This is a genomic window from Alcaligenes ammonioxydans (assembly GCF_019343455.1).
Taxonomy (GTDB): Bacteria; Pseudomonadota; Gammaproteobacteria; order Burkholderiales; family Burkholderiaceae_B; genus Alcaligenes; species Alcaligenes ammonioxydans.
This window is the reverse complement of record NZ_CP049362.1, coordinates 2,251,470-2,269,897: the sequence shown is the minus strand read 5'-3', so window position 1 is coordinate 2,269,897 and position 18,428 is coordinate 2,251,470. Positions and strand designations below refer to the sequence as shown.

Below are 18,428 nucleotides of genomic sequence, written 5' to 3'. Positions count from 1 at the left end.
TGCTCAGGATCTGTTGTGAGTGTGAATTTGAATGTGAATGGGAGCGTGGGTGTGGGTGGGCGCTGCTTCGTCGGCAGTGCCCAACCTTGCGCAATAAAGAGGGGCGACCTTAGCGAGTGATTTCCTGGTCATTCAGATAGCAGCCCGGATCTTCAGCCCATACATTGCCGGTGCTCTTTTCTGCGCGGGTGCGAGTATTGCCATTACAGATGTCGAGATACGCGCAGCTCGCGCAGCGCCCTTGTACCTGCCGTGGCTTCTGGCGTAGTCCCCTTAGCAGGGGCTCCTGCTGGTCTGACCAAATCTCTGAGAAAGGGCGTTGCAGTACATTGCCCAAACTATAGTGCCACCACATGGTGTCGGGATGCACATTACCGCGGTTATCGATATTGGCGATGCCCTGGCCAGAGGAATTGCCTCCCCATTGCCGCAACATGTCGATAATTTTCTGCGTATGTTCGGGGTAGTGCCGTCGTACCCAATGTAAAAAGAAAACACCATCAGCATCGTTATTGCCCGAGGTAAATTCCTTGGGGGTGCCAGCTTGCTGATAGGTCAGGCAGGTGGTGAACAGTTGTTCCATTGCCCATCGGGTGAGCGCGTGGTGACTGGCCAGGGAGCGGTTGCCCAGACCCCTGCCCGCGTAGTTCAAATGAGAGAGATAAAAACGGTCAATCTGCTCTTGTTCCATCACCTGTAGCAGACCATTCAAATCAAGTGCGTTTTCTTGGGTTAATGTAAAGCGCAGGCCGACTTTCAGATGCTTTTCACGACATAGACGCAAACCTTGCAACGATGCCGCGTAGGCTCCTTTCTCGCCCCGAATGTTGTCATGTCTGGCTTGCAAGCCATCCAGCGAGATACCCACATAGTCAAAGCCGCAGTCGGCTATCCGATCAATAGTCTGCTCTGTGATCAACGTGCCATTGGATGACAGTCCAACGTACATACCCAAGGCTTTTGCTCGTTGGGCCAGGTCATAAATATCGGGTCGTAGCAAGGGTTCGCCACCCGATAGAATTAATGCGCGTACGCCGAACTGATGCAAATCATCCATGACCCGGCACGCCTGTTCATGGCTCAACTCCCCTGGAAAATGTTTGTTGGTCGAGGCTGAGTAACAATGGCTGCAATGTAGATTGCAACGCCGGATCAGATTCCAGATGACCACCGGGGCCTTGCTTTTACGCATAGGGGGAACCGGGGAGTGCAACGCAGCAACAAAACGGGATAGGCGAAACATGCTTAAGGCCTCCGCAGACGCAAGCCAGTTTTCTTAAGAATGGCCGTGGAAAATAAAATATCGTGATCGTGCAAAATTCCCGGAAAGTCCTGCCTGATTTGTGTACTGATGTGTAGTGCCTGGGCGCGCACCGTGTCATGGTCTTTGCCATGCAACATGGCAAACAGGTTATAGGGCCACTCGGGTAGGCGTCGGGGTCGACGGTAGCAGTGGCTGATGCCCGCTTGTGTAGCCAGCCATGTGCCTACCGTGTCCAGTTTGTCGTCTGCAATGTTCCAGACGCACATTCCATTGGCTACATAGCCCAAGGCATAGTGATTGGGGACGGCTGCAATACGCCGGATCAAGCCGTGGTCCAGCATGTTTTGAAACTGTGTCATGACATAGGTTTCGGACACCCGCAGCTCTTGGGCTAGTTTTAGATAAGGTTGGGGTTCTATCGCCAAGCCTTGTTCAGACGCATGAATCAAAGCGATGTAAGGCTGAGTTAAGCGACGCATGTCAAAGCTCCAGTTTCAGGCTAAGAAGGTATTCCCGCTCTTTCGGGAATGCGAAAACCGGCAAGCCTGTTTCCACCTCGATGATCCTCAGGCAGGACTCGATCTCCAGCATGCTGGCGGCGGCAAGCACGAACCACATATTCAAGGCGTGAGTGCGACGGTAGTTATGCGCTACCTCCGGGTGGCGGTTCACCGCTTTGACGGTGCTTTCCCAGCGCTTTTCCGGCACGGCCATTGCGGCCAGGCAATAAGCCCCTCCCAGGGCTTCGATCTGAAAGAGAGGGCCAAAGCGGGTCAAGACGCCGGATCGGTGTAAGTGCTGCACGCGTGCGATTAGTTCGGACTCCTTCAAACCAAAATCAGGAGCCAGTTGCGCAAAAGGACGGGAGCAGATGGGGAATCCCTCCTGCAAGCGATTCAGGATAGGTCGATCGGCAGCGTCCAATTCGACCGGTGTGTGGCGTAAGGGGAGATTCGTATTAGTCATGATGAGGCTGGTTAAGCAATGCGCCCCGTTGTTTGAAGCAACGTTTGGAGAACAGAACTTCCTGGGGCAACAGGCTCAAGCCCAAATCGTCGTTCAACTGTGCATGTTGGCTCAGCACCTGCCCACGTTCTTTACCGTGAATCATGCAAAACAGATTGTGATTCCAATAGGGTGGAAAGGGCTGGCGCCGATAGCACAACGTGATGCCGCTTTGCTTGGCCAGTTTTTCGCCCACGGCGTCGATATGCTGCGTGTCTACTGTCCAGACGCACATGGCATTGGCCTGATAGCCCAGCTTGCGATGGTGTAGAACCACACCAAACCGCCTGAAAATCCCTTGCGCCAGAAAGTGGCGTAGATGCAGCAGTACTTGCGCCTCGCTTATTTGCGCGTACTGAGCCCAGGGTTTGAACGGTTCGGCCTGAATCTCCACGCCTTGTAATGCGCATTCAAGCAGCTTGCGTTCAACGCTGCCCAAGGCAGGCAGACCGCTGCCGGGCGCTATAGGGTTGTTTACTTTGGTGTGATGAAGCAGGCTGAAACCCAGATCAATGTGATAGGCCTTGAGCATGGGCAGAGACAGGGGCCGTAAGCCCGTGTGGCACGCGATGTGATCGAGCGTTGCGCGCCGTTCTGCTTCATCTGAACAGGTCAGCACAAACCAGAGATTGATGGCGTGCTCCCGTTCGTAATTATGGTTGACGGCCGGTAGCGTGCTGATCCAGTTTGCCACGCCATCCAGCTCTCGGTCTGGAACTTGCATGCCGACCAACGTGCTGCTTATGCAGGCGGGGTTCAGAACCGGTCCAATGCGGCTGATGATGCCTTGGTCGCGCCAGCCTCGGAGGTAGTCCATCACTGCTGGTTCGCTCAGGCCCAGTAGCAGTCCCAGTTTGCGAAAAGGACGTGGCTCCAGGGGGAAACCGTGTTGCCAGGCATTGAGTAGTTGGAAAGCGGAAGGGGAGAGTTCAGAAACCAATGCGACTGCTCCGATGCGTAAAAAACACGCCACTGGGCTGATGAATACTCAGGCTGCTCAGGTGTTTGAAACAGCGGGTGTCGTATACGTTGACCCGGTTGTCATCGCGTGCCGAGATCCAAACCGCCTCGCCTCGAGGCGTAAACTCCATATGCAGCACAGCCTTGCCCACTTCCAGGGTCCGGATCACGCTGGATGTCGCGACGTCAATGACCTGCACCTTGTCGTTGTCTGGAAAGGCGAAGTTCACCCAAACCTGGCGACCATCAGGCTGGGCCATCACAAATACGGCCTGGCCCAGGACCGGAATGCGGGCCTTTTCTTGCCAGTCCAAGGTACTGGCAACCAGCACCTCGTGGCGCCCTATGGCAGGCAGGAATACATTCTGGCCTGCCAGTGCCCAGCCACGCAGATGCGGCATCTTGTACACCGGCAAGGCCGATTCGCCCCGACCATAGCCAGCCAGGATCTTTCGGACACCTTGTTCAGGGTTCCATAAGTCCAGCAACGCCAAGGCGTCTTCGCCAAACAGCCCGGCAATGTAGTACCGTCCGTCTGGGGTCACCATGGCATCGTAGGGCTGGCGGCCGGCCGGAAAGCGACGGGTGATAGGCCTGAGGGGATTGGACAGGTCGGTCAACCAGATCTCGCCTGCCTCGAACAGAGAGTAGACGAACTGCTGATTGGGCAAATCTGCCAGACCCACCACTTTGGCGCGCTTGCCGGGGGCGTAGGTAGAGGGGACCTCGCTGAGCAAAGTGAGGGTATCGGCATCGAAAACCCGGATGCCGCCTGGCTCGTAGTTCTGTACCACAATCAGTCTGCCGTCTTGCGAGATGGCGCCACCGATGGCATTGCCAGACTGAATGATGCGTCGCACCAGAACTTGCCCAAGCAGATCAACCTTGCTCAGGCCGCCATCACGACCAAACACATAGCCGTAGCGCCCGTCGCGGGAATAGGTGATGTGAGCATGGGACAGATCGCCCAGACCTTCGATGCGCGCCAGACGGCTTTGCTGGCTGGTTTCAATCACGACGACGCTGCCAGTGGCGCGCTCGACAACCAGTCCCAGATCGTGAGTGCCTCGTAGTGGTGGGGTCGAGCAGCCGCTTAGCACAAGCAGCAGGCCAAGCGTTATCAAAGCTTTCATGGTTTCTTGTCCGGGGTTCGAAGCAGAAAATCGGCCAGCCACAGGCTTTCCGAGGGGTGGAGAAAGCGATTCCAGCCGGGCATGGCCGTCCCTGGACGGCCGTGGATGATCGTCAGCGCGATCTGCGCCGCGCTTTGGCCTTGCAGGGCGTCACTCGTCAAGGCTGGGCCCAGCCCGCCGTTGAGCTTCAGACCATGGCACGAACCACATTCCTGATGCAGCAAGCTACGTAGTGATGCTTGACGTTCCGGGCTGAGGGGCGGCTCATGGGCGGCGAGCTGCTTTGGCAAAAGAAATACGAACAACGCAGCCGGCCATAGCTTTATCAGGAAGCGGGCGATATCAGGGCGCCGGCAGCAATGCCTGGCGCTCACGTCAATGCTCCGAATGGCTCAACGTGCCTTGTGTCCTGAGCGGGTGCTCGGGGCCGGGGGTAATCGGGATGCAAACGCACAACGTCTCCGATGATCAGCAGGGCAGGTGGACTGAATGTCTCTGCCAGTTGCGGCAAGGTTTGCAATGTGCCTAAACCCCAGCGCTGATTTTTAAGCGTGGCATCCTGAGCCAGGGCGATAGGAGTGTCCGCGTCGCGTCCATGCTGAATCAAGGCCTGGGCGATATGGCCGCAATTAGCCATGGCCATGTAGAACACCAGCGTACAGGAGGGGTCGGACAAGGACGCCCAGTCCAGTTCCAGACCCCGGTTATCACGCAGGTGACCGGTGACCACACGCATGCTGCTGGCCAGACCGCGATGGGTCAGGGGAATACCCAGGGAGGCAGCCGCGCCGATGGCAGCCGTAATACCCGGCACAACCTCTACCTGAACACCATGCTGATGCAGATAAAGCTGCTCCTCGCCACCTCGCCCAAAGACGAAGGGATCGCCACCTTTGAGGCGAACGACATGCTGGTGTGTTTTGCTCAGCGACAAAAGCAAGGCATTGATGTCGTCTTGCATACCGGCTCTGCAGGCTGCCACTTTTCCAACATCGTGCAAACTGGCTTCCGGGTTGACGCAGCTCATGATTGCGCGGCTGACCAGACGGTCGTGGACGACGGCATCGGCCTGTTGCAGCAGGTATAAAGCCCGCACTGTGAGAAGTTCAGGGTCACCCGGACCCGCTCCAACCAGATAAACCTTGCCGTGCATCGCTGCGCTCCTTGCTGTCGCTAAATATGAAATACAGGGGAACAATGCAGAAAATTGTAGGAGGCGTGCAGGACCTGGCATGGGTATGGTTCATGCTCAGGGAATGGGTGCGGAAAGTGACCTTTCTGACCACCATTGCGATGCTGCTGATGAGCAAGGACGATGCCGTCAGGCGAGCTTGGTCGATGCGCACCGAGCAGGGGGACGCAGATAGGCGTGCAAGTGCTTGAAAGATTATTCAAAAACGCAAGTATCAGCCCGCTAATTTTGTGCCGGGCGATGCCCAAATAACATATTTGCGGCAGGCTGTTAAGTTTCTCGCAGCAAAATAGGGAAAGTCCTGCAACTTGTATCAACAGTGAGCAATGATGCGGGTTACAGAGGTTTTTTTGCTTGACACGGGTATTAAACGAAGGCTTAATACGCGGTAGCCAACCGGGGCACTTGTGCGCCCGGTAGCCATGACAGACAGGGCGCTTGGATGTCCGGTCGTTTGTCACTATTAAGTCTGACCGCCACAAACTGGTTCCCGCTGGGGGCCCGTAAAATAATTTTCAGGGGTATTTTCTCAATGAATAAAACCGAGCTTATCGAATTCATTTCCACCAAAGCCGATCTGTCCAAAGCTGACGCTGGTCGTGCACTGGATGCGTTTATCGATGCCGTGACCACCACGCTGAAAGAAAAAGATACGGTTACTCTGGTTGGTTTTGGCACCTTTGCTGTGTCGGAACGCGCTGCCCGTTCGGGTCGTAACCCACGTACCGGTGAAACTATCGAGATCGAAGGCGCCAACGTGCCCAAGTTCCGTCCCGGTAAGGCTCTGAAAGACGCTGTGAATTAATTTATAAATTAATTGGCGCAAAAGGCTTGCAAAAAAAATTCTTTGGTCCTATAATTCTTTTTCTTCACAAGAAGAACGGCATCACAGAAATGGGTGCTTAGCTCAGCTGGTAGAGCGGCGCCCTTACAAGGCGTAGGTCGGGGGTTCGAACCCCTCAGCACCCACCATTTCTTTTGCTAGTCGAATCAAGCACTTAGGTAAAACTAAGTGCTTTTTTTGTGCCTGTTTTATTGGCCTTATACGTGCGTTCGCCCTTGATTGAACAGGCACACCAGACCGGGAAAAAGGCCTTCAGATGCTGCCAACAGGCGGTAAAGTGGCTGTAAGCGTTCGTAAACGTACTCCTAGGTTCGCCTTTCAGGTTTGATCGAGCCTTAGCGGCTTGGTACAGAGAACAGGCAGTAAGACGGGGTCATGGGTGGTGGCAACCAGCACAGAGTTGCGCTTTACGGTCCGCTTCCGGTCATCCGTGCGCATTTGCGATCAGTGTCCGGGCCGTCTGGCTATTTACTTTGTAACGGTGCTATCTATATTGGTGAATCTCGGCCATAGTGTGTCCAGGGACATTTTTACCCTGATTATTTAGGACATACATTGAAAACAGAAATTGGTATCGTGAAGTGGTTCAATAACGAAAAAGGCTTCGGCTTCATCATGCCGGAGAGTGGCGGTAAAGACCTCTTCGCACACCACAGTGAAATTCAGGGCTCTGGGTTTAAATCTCTTGAAGAAAACCAACGCGTTTCCTTCGTTGCAGGCGTAGGCCAAAAAGGCCCTTGCGCTACCCAGATCCAAATCATCTGATCTCCTGCTAGCCTTGTCAGGCTAGTGTAGCGTTGATCGATAAGGCCGGACCCCATGAAGCATGGGGTCCGGTTTTTTATTGGGTGCTTGAAGCTCAGATCTTCGGTACTGGCTCTTTGGGACGGGTCGAGCGGTTCTCTTATTTGTTGACGCTCAGTCCGGTGGCCTTCACCTGTTTTACGCCTTCGGTTTTTTCAGCCACTGCAACTGCTTTCTTGTACTCGCTGTCGTTGGAGACAGTTCCGCTTAGTGTTGCAACTCCGTCGTTCATCTCAACAGCAATGTTTTTGTCTTTGAGTGCATGATCGGCATGGAGTGCCGCTTTAATTTTTTGACTGATTTCGGCGTCACCGTGTTTGTCCCCCGCCCCAGCGCGGTGGGTGCTCACCTCTTTGGCATTTGCTTCCCCTGGCGTTTTGGGGTCTTTGCTTGCATGCCCGGTTGTTGCGGAAAGATCCGGGTGAGAGGGTTTGCTGTCCGCGATGACGACCGTGCTAAATCCTAAGCTGAGCGTAGAAGCAAGTAGCAAGTTAGAAAGAGTTCTGGAGTTCATTGTTTCACCTTTTTTCTGGTTAGCTTTCAGAGTGCACCGTTAAACAGGGGGCGCACGTCAGAACAGAGGGACCTGCTTGGATGCGATGGGATAGGGCGTTTGTATCTAACTATCGTGCTCAACGATCGGGGCGGCCATTTGGGTTCGGCTGCCCGGCGAGACAGACGGGCTCGATATGTTGTGGGCGACGTTTGTGTAATCTACGTAGGACGCCACCACGTCTGGATTTTTTCATAGTCCGGCGGGCCAACCATTTCTTTACGGTTCAAAACGTAACGAAGCGAAGACCTGGTATGAGCAGTGGCTCGAAGTACAGAAAGAGTTGCGCATCCGCCTTGACTACGGCCGGCTCTTTCCCTTGTCAGTGCAGTCTTCTTGGCCCCTCTATCTGCCCGCTATATCTAACCAAAGAATCGGTATTTAGCGGTGTGAAACACCCTTGCTAGACTCGTTCTCATTGCTTGGACATGGTTTCAGGGGGGATGGGGAATGAAGCGGTTTCAACAGAAGTGGAAAGGCATGCGGGCAGGAGCCTTGCTGGCACTGGTGCTGGCGGCGGCAAGTGCGGTGGCAGCCGAAGTCAGTATTCTGAATGTCTCGTACGACCCGACACGTGAGCTCTACGCTGAGTTCAACAAGGCCTTCCAGGCCCACTACAAGTCACAAACGGGTGAGCAGGTGGTCATACGCAGCTCTCATGGCGGCTCCAGCAAGCAGGCGCGTACCGTGATTGACGGGGTGCCTGCGGATGTGGTGACACTGGGGATCTCTTCCGATATCGATCAGATCGCGCAGTCTGGTTTGCTGGACAAAGGCTGGCAGGCGCGTTTGCCGGACAACAGCACCCCTTATACCTCTACGATTGTCTTGCTGGTGCGCAAGGGCAATCCTAAAGGCATTCACGACTGGAACGACTTGATTCGCCCGGACGTCAAAGTGGTGACGCCCAATCCTAAAACCTCGGCGGGCGCGCGCTGGAATTACCTGGCTGCCTGGCTGTATGCCTTAAAGCAAGCCAATGGGGATGAAGAGCAGGCGCGTGATTTTGTGGCCAAGCTGTACCGTAATGTCAGCGTGCTGGACTCCGGCGCGCGTGGCTCGACCACGACCTTCGTCGAGCGGGGTATCGGTGATGTATTGATTGCCTGGGAGAACGAGGCGCTGTTGTCCGTCAAGGATCTGGGGCCCGATCGTTTTGATATTGTGGTGCCCTCCAGCAGCATCCTGGCTGAGCCGCCTGTGGCGCTGGTCGATGCCAATGCCGCCAAGCATGGTACGGAAAAAGTGGCCCAAGCCTATCTGGAGTATTTGTATAGCCCGGAAGGTCAGGAAATCGCTGCACGTCATTTTTACCGTCCTCGACTGGAGTCGGTGGCCGCCAAGTACCGCGATCAGTTTCCAGCGTTGAAGCTGTACAAGGTCGATGATGAGCTGGGCGGCTGGACTCAGGTTCAGGCCAAACACTTTGCGGACGGTGGTGTGTTCGACAGCATCTATTTGAGCAAATAACCCCACTCTTACTGAGGACCGTTCGATGTCACAGGCTCGTCTTTGGGGATTTCTGCCCGCTGGCCGCAAGCAGCGGGCTTTGCCAGGCTTTGGCTTGACCATGGGTTTGTCCATCAGCTATTTAAGCCTGATTGTGCTCATACCGTTATCGGCTGTTTTGCTCAAGACCACCTCTATGGGCTGGTCAGCCTTTTGGGAGACCATCAGCGCCGCGCGTGTCCTGGCCTCGTTGAAGTTGACTTTTGGCATGGCGGCCTTGGCCGCTGTGATCAACGGCGTATTTGGTTTGATTCTGGCCTGGGTGCTGGTTCGATATCGTTTCCCAGGTCGCCGCCTTGTGGATGCCTTGATTGACTTGCCCTTTGCGTTGCCGACGTCGGTGGCTGGGATTTCTCTGGCAGCGATTTACGCACCTACCGGCTGGATCGGGGCATGGGCGCAACCCTATGTCGGGCAAATTGCGTTCACTCCCTGGGGGGTATTGATCGCCCTGGTGTTTATTGGCCTGCCGTTTGTAGTGCGCACCGTTCAGCCAGTTCTGGAGGAATTGGAGCAAGAGCAGGAGGAGGTCAGTGCCTGTTTGGGAGCCGATCGCTTTCAGACGGTCAGTAAAGTGATTCTGCCCGCCATTTTGCCGGCCTGCCTGACCGGTGTGGCCCTGGCGTTTGCCCGCGCAGTAGGGGAGTACGGCTCGGTTATTTTCATAGCCGGGAATGTGCCGATGGTCTCTGAAATTACGCCTTTACTCATCGTGATCAAGCTGGAACAGTTTGATTACGCTGGTGCCTCGGCGCTGGCGGTTCTGATGATGGTCTTGTCATTCATTATCTTGCTGGCAATCAATCGTTTGCAGTGGTATTTGCAAGCGCGTCATTCTGGGCAGGCGCGTAGCAAAGCGGCCAGGGTGGCTGCGCCTTTTGCCTTGGAGGGCGCCCGATGAGCAGCCTGGCGATGGAACCCGCTGTACCTGTGGTGTCGGTGCCAAGGGCACGCCTGCGGGCAGCGCAGGATGAGGGGCCGGTCGTCAAGGCGGTACTGATTGGCCTTGCCTTGCTGTTTTTTGTTCTGTTTTTGCTGCTGCCCTTAATCCTGGTGTTCATGACAGCGTTCAGTCGTGGTGTCTTGCCATATCTGTCGGCACTGAATCAGAGCGATACCATGCATGCGGCCAGTTTGACCGTGCTCGTGGCTGTTATTGCCGTCCCCTTGAATATCGCGTTTGGTTTGGCGGCTTCCTGGGCTATTGCCCGTTTTGAGTTTCGTGGTAAAAGCCTGTTGACCACCTTGATTGACCTGCCCTTTTCGGTCTCGCCAGTGATCGCGGGTTTGATGTTCCTATTGATTTTTGGTCGTCAGGGCCCGTTTTGGGACTGGCTCGATGCCAATAACATCCGTATTGTGTTCGCCTTGCCGGGGCTGGTTCTGGCAACCCTGTTTGTTACCTTCCCGTTTGTGGCGCGCGAGCTGATCCCGCTCATGCAAATGCAGGGTAGCGACGAAGAGCAGGCCGCGCGGGTGTTGGGAGCCAACGGGCGACAGATGTTCTGGCGCGTGACCTTGCCCAAGATCAAATGGGGTCTACTGTATGGGGTGATTTTGTGCAATGCCCGTGCAATGGGCGAGTTCGGGGCAGTGTCGGTATTGTCTGGTCATATACGTGGCCAGACCAATACCCTGCCTTTGCATGTAGAGATTGAGTACAACGACTATCACACCGTGGGCGCTTTTGCCGCCGCTTCGGTGCTGGCAGTTTTGGCTTTGCTGACGCTGGCGCTTAAATTGTGGGCCGAGCGCAAAATGGTTCAAGACGGTCATCGTGGATGACCGCATTCGGAGTTCATTATGAGTATCGAAGTTCGTCATCTATCTAAACAGTTTGGTGCGTTTACGGCACTGGGTGATGTGACATTGGATTTTCCAGCGGGCGAGCTGGTGGCTTTGCTGGGGCCTTCGGGTTGCGGCAAGACGACGTTGCTGCGGATTGTGGCAGGTCTGGAACATGCGGATGCGGGTCAGGTGCTCATCAATGGCAAGGATGTGGCTTCGGTTGGCACCCGCGATCGTCAAGTCGGTTTTGTGTTTCAACATTACGCCTTGTTCCGCCACATGACCGTATTTGAGAACGTGGCCTTTGGTTTGCGCATCAAACCCCGCAAACAGCGCCTGCCCGAAGCACAGATTCGTCAGCGTGTGCACGAGCTACTGGAGCTTGTGCAGCTGGACTGGCTGGCAGATCGTTATCCTGCCGCTTTGTCGGGTGGTCAGCGACAGCGTATCGCCTTGGCGCGCGCTTTGGCTGTAGAGCCTGGTGTCCTGTTGCTTGATGAGCCATTTGGCGCTCTGGATGCCAAGGTGCGTAAAGAGTTACGTTCCTGGCTGCGTCGTTTGCATGATGACTTGCATATCAGCACCTTGTTTGTGACTCACGACCAGGAGGAGGCCATCGAAGTGGCTGACCGTATCGTGGTGCTGAACAAAGGGCGGGTCGAACAAGAGGGCGCTCCGCAAGAGGTGTATAACCATCCGGCCAGCCCCTTTGTATACGAGTTTCTGGGGGCGGCAAATCGCCTGCCTGGTCAGTTCCGGCAGGGACGGTTTGTAGCTGATCCTCAACTGGGTCAGTTCGAGTCCAGCCAGGCCTTGAACGGGCAGGGCGCCGGGCAGGGCGAAGCGGTGGGCTATGTGCGTCCGCATGATCTGGACCTGCAGCGCAAACTGGATGGCCAAGGTATTGTGGTGGCGGTGCAGCGTATTATTCCCTTGGGGGCAACGGTGCGGGTGGAGCTGGCTCTGAACGAAGGAGAACGGGCCTGGGAGGCGGAGTTCGATCATCAGCGCTGGTCTCAGCTGGACTTGTCACCCGGCGAGCGCGCCTTGGCCTTGCCGCGCAAATTCAGTGCTTTTCCTTTGGAAACCCCGTCCGACGTCCGTCCGTCTTAATCTTTCGCAAACGAGGCGTAACAGGCTGACCGTAAGTCGGCCTGTTTGCGTTAGTATCAGGAAAATTTCTTGCAAAGCAGGCTGAACAAAGGATATTTTTCTATTTTACAGTATTGAGAATCATTCCTGTTTCTGTTAAGATTCGATACTTCACTGGGCATCCTGTCCGGTCCCCTCATGGTCCATGCGGGTTGCAGAATGTGTAGAACGGATTATGACCGGAATTGCTTCTCAAACGAATAATCGCTCGATGCTGGCCTTGAAGGCAACCGGGCTGGCATTAGCACTGGGATTGCACGTGGGGGTTCTGGCTACCATCTTGTGGACGGAAAGTCCCAAGATGGTGGGTGAACCTGCTCCGATTGATGTGGTGGGAGTGACCTTGTTGGAGGTAACGGAAGCGCCGGTCCAGCAAGAGCAGGTCAGTGCTCCGCCCGAACAGGTGGTGGCCGAACCTGAGCCAGAGCCAGAGCCAGAACCTGAGGTGGAGCCCGATCCTGAGCCTGAACCGATCGTGGAGCCTGAGCCAGAGCCGATTGTGGAAAAACCGCCGGTGCCAGAGCCTCCCAAGCCTAAACCGAAACCCAAGCCAAAGCCCAAGCCAAAGCCCAAGCCCAAGCCGCAGCCCAAACCGGAAGTACCGCCAGCAGAAACGCCACAGCCTGCCCAACCGGCAGCACCCGCTGCCCAGGCTGGACCGGCCACGGATAATGCGGCTCAAGCCGCGGCACGTTCTGCACAGGGCGATCGTCCCAAACTGATTGGCCGTGTGGATTATTTGGGTCGTCGACCCGTGCCCGTGTACCCGCGGGCTTCGGAACGCCGTCGCGAGCAGGGCCGCGTAGTGGTGCGTGTCGTGATTTCAACCCAAGGAACCGTGCTGGAAGCCAAGGTGCAAAGCTCCTCAGGCTATGAGCGTCTGGATGAGTCTGCACTGAAGGCTGTACGCACAGCGCGTTTTAAACCGTATACGGAAAATGGTGTGGCCTATCGTGCCATGGCCGATATTCCTTTCGACTTTGTTTACTAGGATAGATCAATGATGCAGGAACTATTTCAAAGCGTATGGGTAAGCCTGGCACAAGTTGCAGGGCCTGTTGCCGATCAGGCTGCCGCCAGTGTTGCTGCTGCTGAGGAAGCGACCGGGGTGCTGCACTTTATCCAGCAAAGCGATGTGGTCGGCAAGACCCTGTTTGTGATTCTGGCCTTGATGTCGATTGCCAGCTGGTATCTGATTATCGTCAAGGGCATCTTGTCTTTCCGTCTGAAACGCCGCTCGCAAAGTTTCATGCGCGAGTTCTGGTCGGCCAGCTCGCTTGAGCAGGTTGAAAACGAGATCGCTACCCACGGTGCACGTGATCCGTTCAGCCATCTGGCCAGTCACGCCATTCACGCTCAAAAGCATCACGTCAAGTACGGGGCGATGCGGCTGGAGGAGAAAGGTTCAACGGGTGCGTTTGTGTCGCGCATCATGCGCAAGGTGATGGACGAGGAAACCGCCAAACTCGAAAACGGCCTGACATTGTTGGCTTCGGTCGGTTCCACCGCTCCGTTCGTAGGCCTGTTTGGCACGGTGTGGGGGGTGTACCACGCGCTCATCAATATCGGTCTGTCCGATGGCGTCACCTTGAACAAGATTGCTGGCCCTGTGGGCGAGGCATTGGTGATGACTGGCCTGGGTCTGGCCGTAGCCATTCCTGCCGTGCTGGCCTATAACGCGTTTGTGCGCACCAACCGCGTTTACTTGTCCCAGCTGGACGCTTTTGCGCATGATCTGTTTACCTTCCTGACGACCGGTCAGCCGGTGCAGGATACGCAACCTGTTCTGCGCCGTGTCCCCAGTTCGGGTGGCGGTGCAGCATCGAGCTCGGCAGCCGCTGCCAAGCGGGAGCATTAATCATGGCCTTTGGCAGCTTTGATAATCGTAATTCGGGCTCTGCGTTGTCTGAAATCAATATGGTGCCGCTGATCGATGTGATGCTGGTGCTGCTGGTGATCTTTCTGATCACCGCTCCTTTGCTGTCGCACTCCATCAAGATACAGTTGCCCCAGGCAAGCTCCGAGCCGATTCAGCAAGATCCCAAGACGATTGATCTGGCTATTGATGCGGCAGGGCAGATTTTTGTCAATGAGCAACTGGTGGCCCTGGAAGATTTGGCGGCTACTTTGGCTCCCTATTCCAAGGAGCAGCCGCAGCCGGAACTGCGTATCCGTGCCGATACCGATACTCGCTATGAAACACTGGCCCAGGTCATGAGCCGCTCCAAGGCTTCTGGCCTGACCCGATTGGGATTCATCACCCGTCCAGGCCCAACGACCCAGGCTCCTGTACAAGAGGGTGACGCACAGAAAGGTCCATCAACGGGCGAGACCACGGGCAAGCCGGCACCGGCTCCGTAACGCTGCGCGTAATCCCTCATGTTGTTTTTTCTGGCCCCTCGCTTTGCATCCGCGACGCGAGGGGCCAGTTTCGTAATAAAATCCCCACAATGCGTGTACTAGTTATTGAAGACGACGCCATACTGGGCGCCGCACTGCAGGAGTTTCTCAGCGATCAGGGCTATGCGGTTGACTGGCTTCAGGAAGGTGAAAGCGCCTTGAAGGAGCTGTCCGCCCAAGTCTACGATTTGCTGCTCCTAGACTTGAACCTGCCAGGCATCAGTGGCCTGGAGGTATTGCGGCAGTTGCGCCAGCAGGGCAATGCGATACCCGTTCTGATTCTGACCGCGCGCGATGGCGTGGATGATCGCGTGGGCGGTTTGGATGCCGGTGCGGATGATTACCTGATCAAGCCCTTTGATCTGTCCGAGCTGGCTGCCCGGGTACGTGTCTTTGGCCGCCGCCGCAGCGGGCAGGTGCAGCCTGTTATTGATGTCGGGCCCTTGAGTTTTGATACGATTGGCCGCGAGCTGCGCTGCGCGGGGCAACGCGTGAACCTGTCGGTGCGTGAGCTGTCCGTCCTGGAAATGCTGATGATGCGGGCCGGTCGTGTGGTCACTAAGCAGCAGATTATTAATTCCTTGTCTGCTTGGGATGCCGATTTCAGCGACAATGCGGTCGAAGTTTATGTGTATCGTCTGCGCAAACGCCTGGAAGGCACCGGGGCAGTGATACAGACTGTGCGCGGCTTTGGCTATCTGCTCGATGTGGAGAGCGTGGCCGGAGCATAACGGCAGCCCGTGCCCGCTGCCAGACACTTTAGGTCAACCATGCCCGATCAGCATCTTTCTTCAGCGGAAAAAACCTCCTTGTTGCGATCATGGCTGGAACGCTTTCTTGCCCCCGGCTCTTTGGCCCGCAAATTGATGGGCCGGCTTTTTCCTCCGATTTCCATTCTTGTTGTACTGGATCTGAGCGTTACCTGGGTGCTGACACGTCGTATGAGCCTGGAGGATTGGCTGCTGCGCGATATTTTCTGGACCATGGCCTTGAGCCAGGTCTTGCTGGTCAGTTTGATCGCCTGGGTGCTGTTATCCGGTATTCGCTCTCAGCTTGCCTCGATTGATGATTTGTCACAACAAATACGCAATCGGGCCGATGATGATTTTGAACGCCTGGATGCGAGCGCCTTGCCGGCGGAAATCGTGCCCTTGGTGGAGCACTTTAACGAGTTGCTGGAGCGTCAGCGTGATACCCTGCAGGCGCAAAAGCGCTTTATTGGTCATGCTGCGCATCAGTTGCGTACTCCCCTGACCGGTTTGCAGCTGGAATCGGAGCTGATGTTGGCCAAGCCCTTACCGGACGATATTCGCCAGCGCGCCGAGCGCATCAAAAGTGTGTCGGATCGTATGATTCGCCTCGGTCAGCAGTTGCTGGTGCTGGCCCGCACGGATGCCGATACCAATATCAAAGACAGTTTTGTGCGCCTGGATCTGTGTGAGTGGACGCGTGAGGAGGGCGGTGACTGGTTTTTGCAGGCCCGTCAGCATGGTGCAGAGATCCATTTGCTGGCGCCTGAAAAGCCGGTTTGGATTGACGCGGCTCCCGTACTGCTGCGCGAGCTGCTGTCCAACCTGATGGATAATGCGTTGCGCTATGGTCAAGGAACGGACCGCATTGTTCTGCGCGTGGCCAGCAACCCGCCGTCCTTGTCCGTCGAGGACCATGGTCCGGGTATTGAGGCCAGCGAGCAACAACGTGTCTTTGAAGCCTTTTACCGTTCACCCGGCACGCAGGCCGGAGGCTCCGGTCTGGGCTTGGCCATTGTGCAGGAAATTGCCCGTGCGCATGGGGCCTGGTGGAGTTTGATGAGCCGCCCTGATTTTCCCGGTACCCGTATTACCATTGTTTTTCCTGGCCCGCGTATTGGTGCGCGTCTGACCCGGCACGATACTTTGATTGGAAATTAAGCCTTGAACACAGCAACAGAAAACCCCAGAAAAGCGGCTCGGGCGGCCTTGTTAGTGGGCGCGTTAGGCGTGGTATATGGGGATATCGGGACCAGCCCGCTCTACACCATGAAAGTGGCCTTGAGTGCCTACAGTCAGCCTGGTGCCGAGCAGGTGTATGGCGTGCTGTCCTTGCTGTTCTGGCTGCTGACCGTGGTGGTTTCCATCAAGTACGTGACGGTGGTGCTGCGACTGGATAATAAAGGCGAAGGCGGCACCCTGGCTTTGATGGAGTTGGCTGCCCGTGGTATTCATGGGCCCAAGCGCCAGCTCATTGTGGTTTTGGGGCTGATTGGCGCCGCTTTGTTCTATGGGGACAGCATCATCACGCCGGCCATTTCCGTGATGTCTGCATTGGAAGGCATTGGCATGGTCTCGCATGTGCTTGACCCCTGGGTGGTGCCACTGGCCCTGGGGGTTTTGCTGGCACTGTTCCTGATCCAGTCGCATGGAACGGGAACCATGGGCAAGTTGTTTGGCCCCATCATGCTGATCTGGTTTCTGGTTCTGGGTGGCTTGGGCTTGTGGCGTGTGATCGAACATCCGCAAGTGCTGATGGCCCTGGACCCGCGTTGGGCGGTGGCTTTTATTGCCCAGGCGCCCTGGCAAACGTTTCTACTGCTTGGCGCTTTGGTTCTGGCTTTGACCGGAGCGGAGGCCTTGTATGCCGACATGGGCCATTTTGGTCGTCCTTTGATTCGTAAAGCCTGGTTCCTGGTGGTGATGCCTTGTCTGGTTTTGTGCTATTTCGGCCAGGGCGCCTTGCTGATATCCGACCCGACCGCGATTCGTAATCCTTTCTTTTATCTGGCACCGAACTGGGCGCTGGTACCCATGGTGATGCTGGCAACGGTCGCAACCGTGATCGCTTCTCAGTCCGTGATTTCGGGGGCGTTTTCCGTAACCCGGCAGGCAGTGCAGCTTGGTTTCTGGCCTCGTATGGTCATTCAACATACTTCGGCCAAAGAAGAGGGACAGATTTACCTGCCTCGGGTGAATTTGCTGTTATGCGTGGCGGTGATGGTGCTGGTGCTGAGCTTTGGTTCCTCGGACCGTCTGGCTCATGCTTACGGTTTTGCGGTAACGGGCACCATGCTGATGACCAGTTTGCTGGCCTTGATGCTGTTGCCGCGTCGCGCCCACGGACTCAAGCGCTGGGCCTGGCTGGGGCTTTTGGGTATTTTCCTGGTACTGGACGTGCTGTTGTTCTCGGCCAATGCGCTTAAATTGCTGGAAGGGGGGTGGCTGCCCTTGCTGGTGGGGGCGGTTCTGCTTGGCTTGATGTTGACATGGAGGCAGGGGCGCGCTGCGTTGCACGAGCGTTTGCTGGAAAACAAACAACCTTTGAAGGAGTTTTTGCTCAACCTGGAGGAATATGCTCCAACCCGTGTACCGGGCACAGCAGTGTTTATGAGCACCATCCCAGATTCGGTTCCCCCAGCCTTATTGCATAATCTGAAACATAATAAAGTGCTTCATGAGCAAGTCCTGTTTTTGACGGTGAGCAGTGCGGGCGTACCCTATGTGCCCTTTGGTGAGCGCTATACGCTGCAACGTCTGACCCGGGGAAGCTGGCAGGCTGTTGCCTCATGGGGCTTTAAGCAAGAGCCTAATGTACCTCAGTTGCTCGAGCAGATTACCCTGGAGCATCCAGAGCTCAATCTGGAGCCTATGCAAACGTCTTACTTCTTGTCCCGTCAGACCGTGATGATCCAATCGCGACAGCCTTGGTATCTGGGATGGCGTCGACGCTTGTTTGCGTTCATGGCTCGCAATGCCAGCCGCAGCACGCGCTTTTTCAAGATTCCACCCAATCGAGTGGTGGAGATGGGCATGCAGGTCGAGTTGTAAACCGAGAGTATCGTTCAAAACGAA

Annotated in this window: 21 protein-coding genes and 1 tRNA gene; 14 read left to right on the top strand and 8 right to left on the bottom strand. The window is 55.8% G+C overall.

Going from position 1 to position 18,428, the window contains the following annotated elements:
• Positions 1-109: 109 nt before the first annotated feature.
• The 7 genes from nirJ to cobA are packed head-to-tail and all read right to left on the bottom strand — an operon-like array spanning position 110 to position 5,515.
• On the bottom strand, positions 110-1,243 hold the full coding sequence (nirJ, locus tag FE795_RS10460) for a heme d1 biosynthesis radical SAM protein NirJ (protein WP_039942901.1): 1,134 nt from the start codon (positions 1,241-1,243) through the stop codon (positions 110-112).
• A 2-nt stretch (positions 1,244-1,245) separates the two neighbouring features.
• Positions 1,246-1,743 (bottom strand): siroheme decarboxylase subunit beta, encoded by a 498-nt coding sequence (gene ahbB / locus FE795_RS10455; RefSeq protein ID WP_219234910.1) that lies wholly within the window; start codon positions 1,741-1,743, stop codon positions 1,246-1,248.
• Between the two features lies 1 nt (position 1,744).
• Positions 1,745-2,230 (bottom strand): Lrp/AsnC family transcriptional regulator, encoded by a 486-nt coding sequence (locus FE795_RS10450; RefSeq protein ID WP_003799440.1) that lies wholly within the window; start codon positions 2,228-2,230, stop codon positions 1,745-1,747.
• Complete coding sequence (gene ahbB, locus FE795_RS10445; protein ID WP_219234908.1) at positions 2,223-3,209, bottom strand: siroheme decarboxylase subunit beta; 987 nt, start codon at positions 3,207-3,209, stop codon at positions 2,223-2,225. The genes FE795_RS10450 and ahbB (FE795_RS10445) overlap by 8 nt, the downstream gene beginning before the upstream one ends.
• Positions 3,199-4,362 carry a cytochrome D1 domain-containing protein gene (locus FE795_RS10440; RefSeq protein WP_219234904.1) on the bottom strand — a complete coding sequence of 388 codons (1,164 nt, stop codon included), beginning with the start codon at positions 4,360-4,362 and terminating at the stop codon, positions 3,199-3,201. The genes ahbB (FE795_RS10445) and FE795_RS10440 overlap by 11 nt, the downstream gene beginning before the upstream one ends.
• Positions 4,359-4,736, bottom strand: coding sequence for a c-type cytochrome (locus FE795_RS10435; protein ID WP_329956470.1), 378 nt, complete (start codon positions 4,734-4,736; stop codon positions 4,359-4,361). The genes FE795_RS10440 and FE795_RS10435 overlap by 4 nt, the downstream gene beginning before the upstream one ends.
• The gene (cobA, locus tag FE795_RS10430) at positions 4,733-5,515 is read right to left on the bottom strand and encodes a uroporphyrinogen-III C-methyltransferase (RefSeq protein ID WP_003799445.1); all 783 of its coding nucleotides are present in this window, start codon (positions 5,513-5,515) and stop codon (positions 4,733-4,735) included. Before cobA ends, FE795_RS10435 begins: the two co-directional genes overlap by 4 nt.
• Before the next feature lie 44 nt (positions 5,516-5,559).
• Between cobA and FE795_RS10425 the strand changes: the two genes are divergently transcribed.
• From FE795_RS10425 to FE795_RS10410, 4 genes are all read left to right on the top strand, one after another.
• Complete coding sequence (locus tag FE795_RS10425) at positions 5,560-5,745, top strand: hypothetical protein (protein ID WP_219234902.1); 186 nt, start codon at positions 5,560-5,562, stop codon at positions 5,743-5,745.
• A gap of 341 nt (positions 5,746-6,086) precedes the next feature.
• A complete protein-coding gene (locus FE795_RS10420) occupies positions 6,087-6,359 on the top strand; it encodes an HU family DNA-binding protein (protein WP_003799450.1) in 273 nt (90 codons plus the stop codon).
• Positions 6,360-6,450: 91 nt separating this feature from the next.
• Positions 6,451-6,526, top strand: a tRNA-Val gene (locus tag FE795_RS10415).
• 427 nt (positions 6,527-6,953) lie between these two features.
• The gene (locus FE795_RS10410; protein WP_003799452.1) at positions 6,954-7,163 is read left to right on the top strand and encodes a cold-shock protein; all 210 of its coding nucleotides are present in this window, start codon (positions 6,954-6,956) and stop codon (positions 7,161-7,163) included.
• 139 nt (positions 7,164-7,302) lie between these two features.
• Here the strand turns inward: FE795_RS10410 and FE795_RS10405 are convergent, their stop codons facing one another.
• Positions 7,303-7,716, bottom strand: a complete 414-nt coding sequence (locus tag FE795_RS10405) for a BON domain-containing protein (RefSeq protein WP_003799454.1) — start codon at positions 7,714-7,716, stop codon at positions 7,303-7,305.
• Between the two features lie 489 nt (positions 7,717-8,205).
• Between FE795_RS10405 and FE795_RS10400 the strand changes: the two genes are divergently transcribed.
• The 10 genes from FE795_RS10400 to FE795_RS10355 all read left to right on the top strand — a co-directional run bounded on the left by FE795_RS10400 (position 8,206) and on the right by FE795_RS10355 (position 18,404).
• Positions 8,206-9,225 (top strand): sulfate ABC transporter substrate-binding protein, encoded by a 1,020-nt coding sequence (locus tag FE795_RS10400; RefSeq protein WP_407927694.1) that lies wholly within the window; start codon positions 8,206-8,208, stop codon positions 9,223-9,225.
• 25 nt (positions 9,226-9,250) lie between these two features.
• Positions 9,251-10,165 carry a sulfate ABC transporter permease subunit CysT gene (cysT, locus tag FE795_RS10395; RefSeq protein WP_219234900.1) on the top strand — a complete coding sequence of 305 codons (915 nt, stop codon included), beginning with the start codon at positions 9,251-9,253 and terminating at the stop codon, positions 10,163-10,165.
• Positions 10,162-11,049 carry a sulfate ABC transporter permease subunit CysW gene (gene cysW, locus FE795_RS10390; protein WP_219234898.1) on the top strand — a complete coding sequence of 296 codons (888 nt, stop codon included), beginning with the start codon at positions 10,162-10,164 and terminating at the stop codon, positions 11,047-11,049. The genes cysT and cysW overlap by 4 nt, the downstream gene beginning before the upstream one ends.
• A gap of 18 nt (positions 11,050-11,067) precedes the next feature.
• Positions 11,068-12,165, top strand: coding sequence for a sulfate/molybdate ABC transporter ATP-binding protein (locus tag FE795_RS10385; protein ID WP_003799459.1), 1,098 nt, complete (start codon positions 11,068-11,070; stop codon positions 12,163-12,165).
• Between the two features lie 250 nt (positions 12,166-12,415).
• The gene (locus tag FE795_RS10380; RefSeq protein ID WP_219236112.1) at positions 12,416-13,195 is read left to right on the top strand and encodes an energy transducer TonB; all 780 of its coding nucleotides are present in this window, start codon (positions 12,416-12,418) and stop codon (positions 13,193-13,195) included.
• A 9-nt stretch (positions 13,196-13,204) separates the two neighbouring features.
• Positions 13,205-14,062, top strand: a complete 858-nt coding sequence (locus FE795_RS10375; protein ID WP_059317537.1) for a MotA/TolQ/ExbB proton channel family protein — start codon at positions 13,205-13,207, stop codon at positions 14,060-14,062.
• 2 nt (positions 14,063-14,064) lie between these two features.
• Complete coding sequence (locus tag FE795_RS10370; protein WP_003799462.1) at positions 14,065-14,565, top strand: ExbD/TolR family protein; 501 nt, start codon at positions 14,065-14,067, stop codon at positions 14,563-14,565.
• An 89-nt stretch (positions 14,566-14,654) separates the two neighbouring features.
• On the top strand, positions 14,655-15,335 hold the full coding sequence (locus FE795_RS10365) for a response regulator (RefSeq protein WP_003799463.1): 681 nt from the start codon (positions 14,655-14,657) through the stop codon (positions 15,333-15,335).
• A gap of 39 nt (positions 15,336-15,374) precedes the next feature.
• Entirely contained in the window at positions 15,375-16,514 is a 1,140-nt protein-coding gene (locus tag FE795_RS10360; protein WP_003799464.1) for a sensor histidine kinase, read from the top strand.
• 3 nt (positions 16,515-16,517) lie between these two features.
• The gene (locus FE795_RS10355; RefSeq protein ID WP_219234897.1) at positions 16,518-18,404 is read left to right on the top strand and encodes a potassium transporter Kup; all 1,887 of its coding nucleotides are present in this window, start codon (positions 16,518-16,520) and stop codon (positions 18,402-18,404) included.
• Positions 18,405-18,428: the final 24 nt, after the last annotated feature.

Excerpts from the sequence above, each read along its gene's own strand:
- FE795_RS10440 (WP_219234904.1), bottom strand. The coding sequence starts at position 4,362 with ATGAAAGCTTTGATAACGCTTGGCCTGCTGCTTGTGCTAAGCGGCTGC.
- FE795_RS10450 (WP_003799440.1), bottom strand. The coding sequence starts at position 2,230 with ATGACTAATACGAATCTCCCCTTACGCCACACACCGGTCGAATTGGAC.
- FE795_RS10375 (WP_059317537.1), top strand. The coding sequence starts at position 13,205 with ATGATGCAGGAACTATTTCAAAGCGTATGGGTAAGCCTGGCACAAGTT.
- cysW (WP_219234898.1), top strand. The coding sequence starts at position 10,162 with ATGAGCAGCCTGGCGATGGAACCCGCTGTACCTGTGGTGTCGGTGCCA.
- FE795_RS10365 (WP_003799463.1), top strand. The coding sequence starts at position 14,655 with ATGCGTGTACTAGTTATTGAAGACGACGCCATACTGGGCGCCGCACTG.
- FE795_RS10400 (WP_407927694.1), top strand. The coding sequence starts at position 8,206 with ATGAAGCGGTTTCAACAGAAGTGGAAAGGCATGCGGGCAGGAGCCTTG.
- FE795_RS10380 (WP_219236112.1), top strand. The coding sequence starts at position 12,416 with ATGCTGGCCTTGAAGGCAACCGGGCTGGCATTAGCACTGGGATTGCAC.
- FE795_RS10360 (WP_003799464.1), top strand. The coding sequence starts at position 15,375 with ATGCCCGATCAGCATCTTTCTTCAGCGGAAAAAACCTCCTTGTTGCGA.
- nirJ (WP_039942901.1), bottom strand. The coding sequence starts at position 1,243 with ATGTTTCGCCTATCCCGTTTTGTTGCTGCGTTGCACTCCCCGGTTCCC.
- FE795_RS10370 (WP_003799462.1), top strand. The coding sequence starts at position 14,065 with ATGGCCTTTGGCAGCTTTGATAATCGTAATTCGGGCTCTGCGTTGTCT.
- FE795_RS10420 (WP_003799450.1), top strand. The coding sequence starts at position 6,087 with ATGAATAAAACCGAGCTTATCGAATTCATTTCCACCAAAGCCGATCTG.
- cobA (WP_003799445.1), bottom strand. The coding sequence starts at position 5,515 with ATGCACGGCAAGGTTTATCTGGTTGGAGCGGGTCCGGGTGACCCTGAA.
- FE795_RS10405 (WP_003799454.1), bottom strand. The coding sequence starts at position 7,716 with ATGAACTCCAGAACTCTTTCTAACTTGCTACTTGCTTCTACGCTCAGC.
- ahbB (WP_219234910.1), bottom strand. The coding sequence starts at position 1,743 with ATGCGTCGCTTAACTCAGCCTTACATCGCTTTGATTCATGCGTCTGAA.
- FE795_RS10385 (WP_003799459.1), top strand. The coding sequence starts at position 11,068 with ATGAGTATCGAAGTTCGTCATCTATCTAAACAGTTTGGTGCGTTTACG.
- cysT (WP_219234900.1), top strand. The coding sequence starts at position 9,251 with ATGTCACAGGCTCGTCTTTGGGGATTTCTGCCCGCTGGCCGCAAGCAG.
- FE795_RS10425 (WP_219234902.1), top strand. The coding sequence starts at position 5,560 with ATGCAGAAAATTGTAGGAGGCGTGCAGGACCTGGCATGGGTATGGTTC.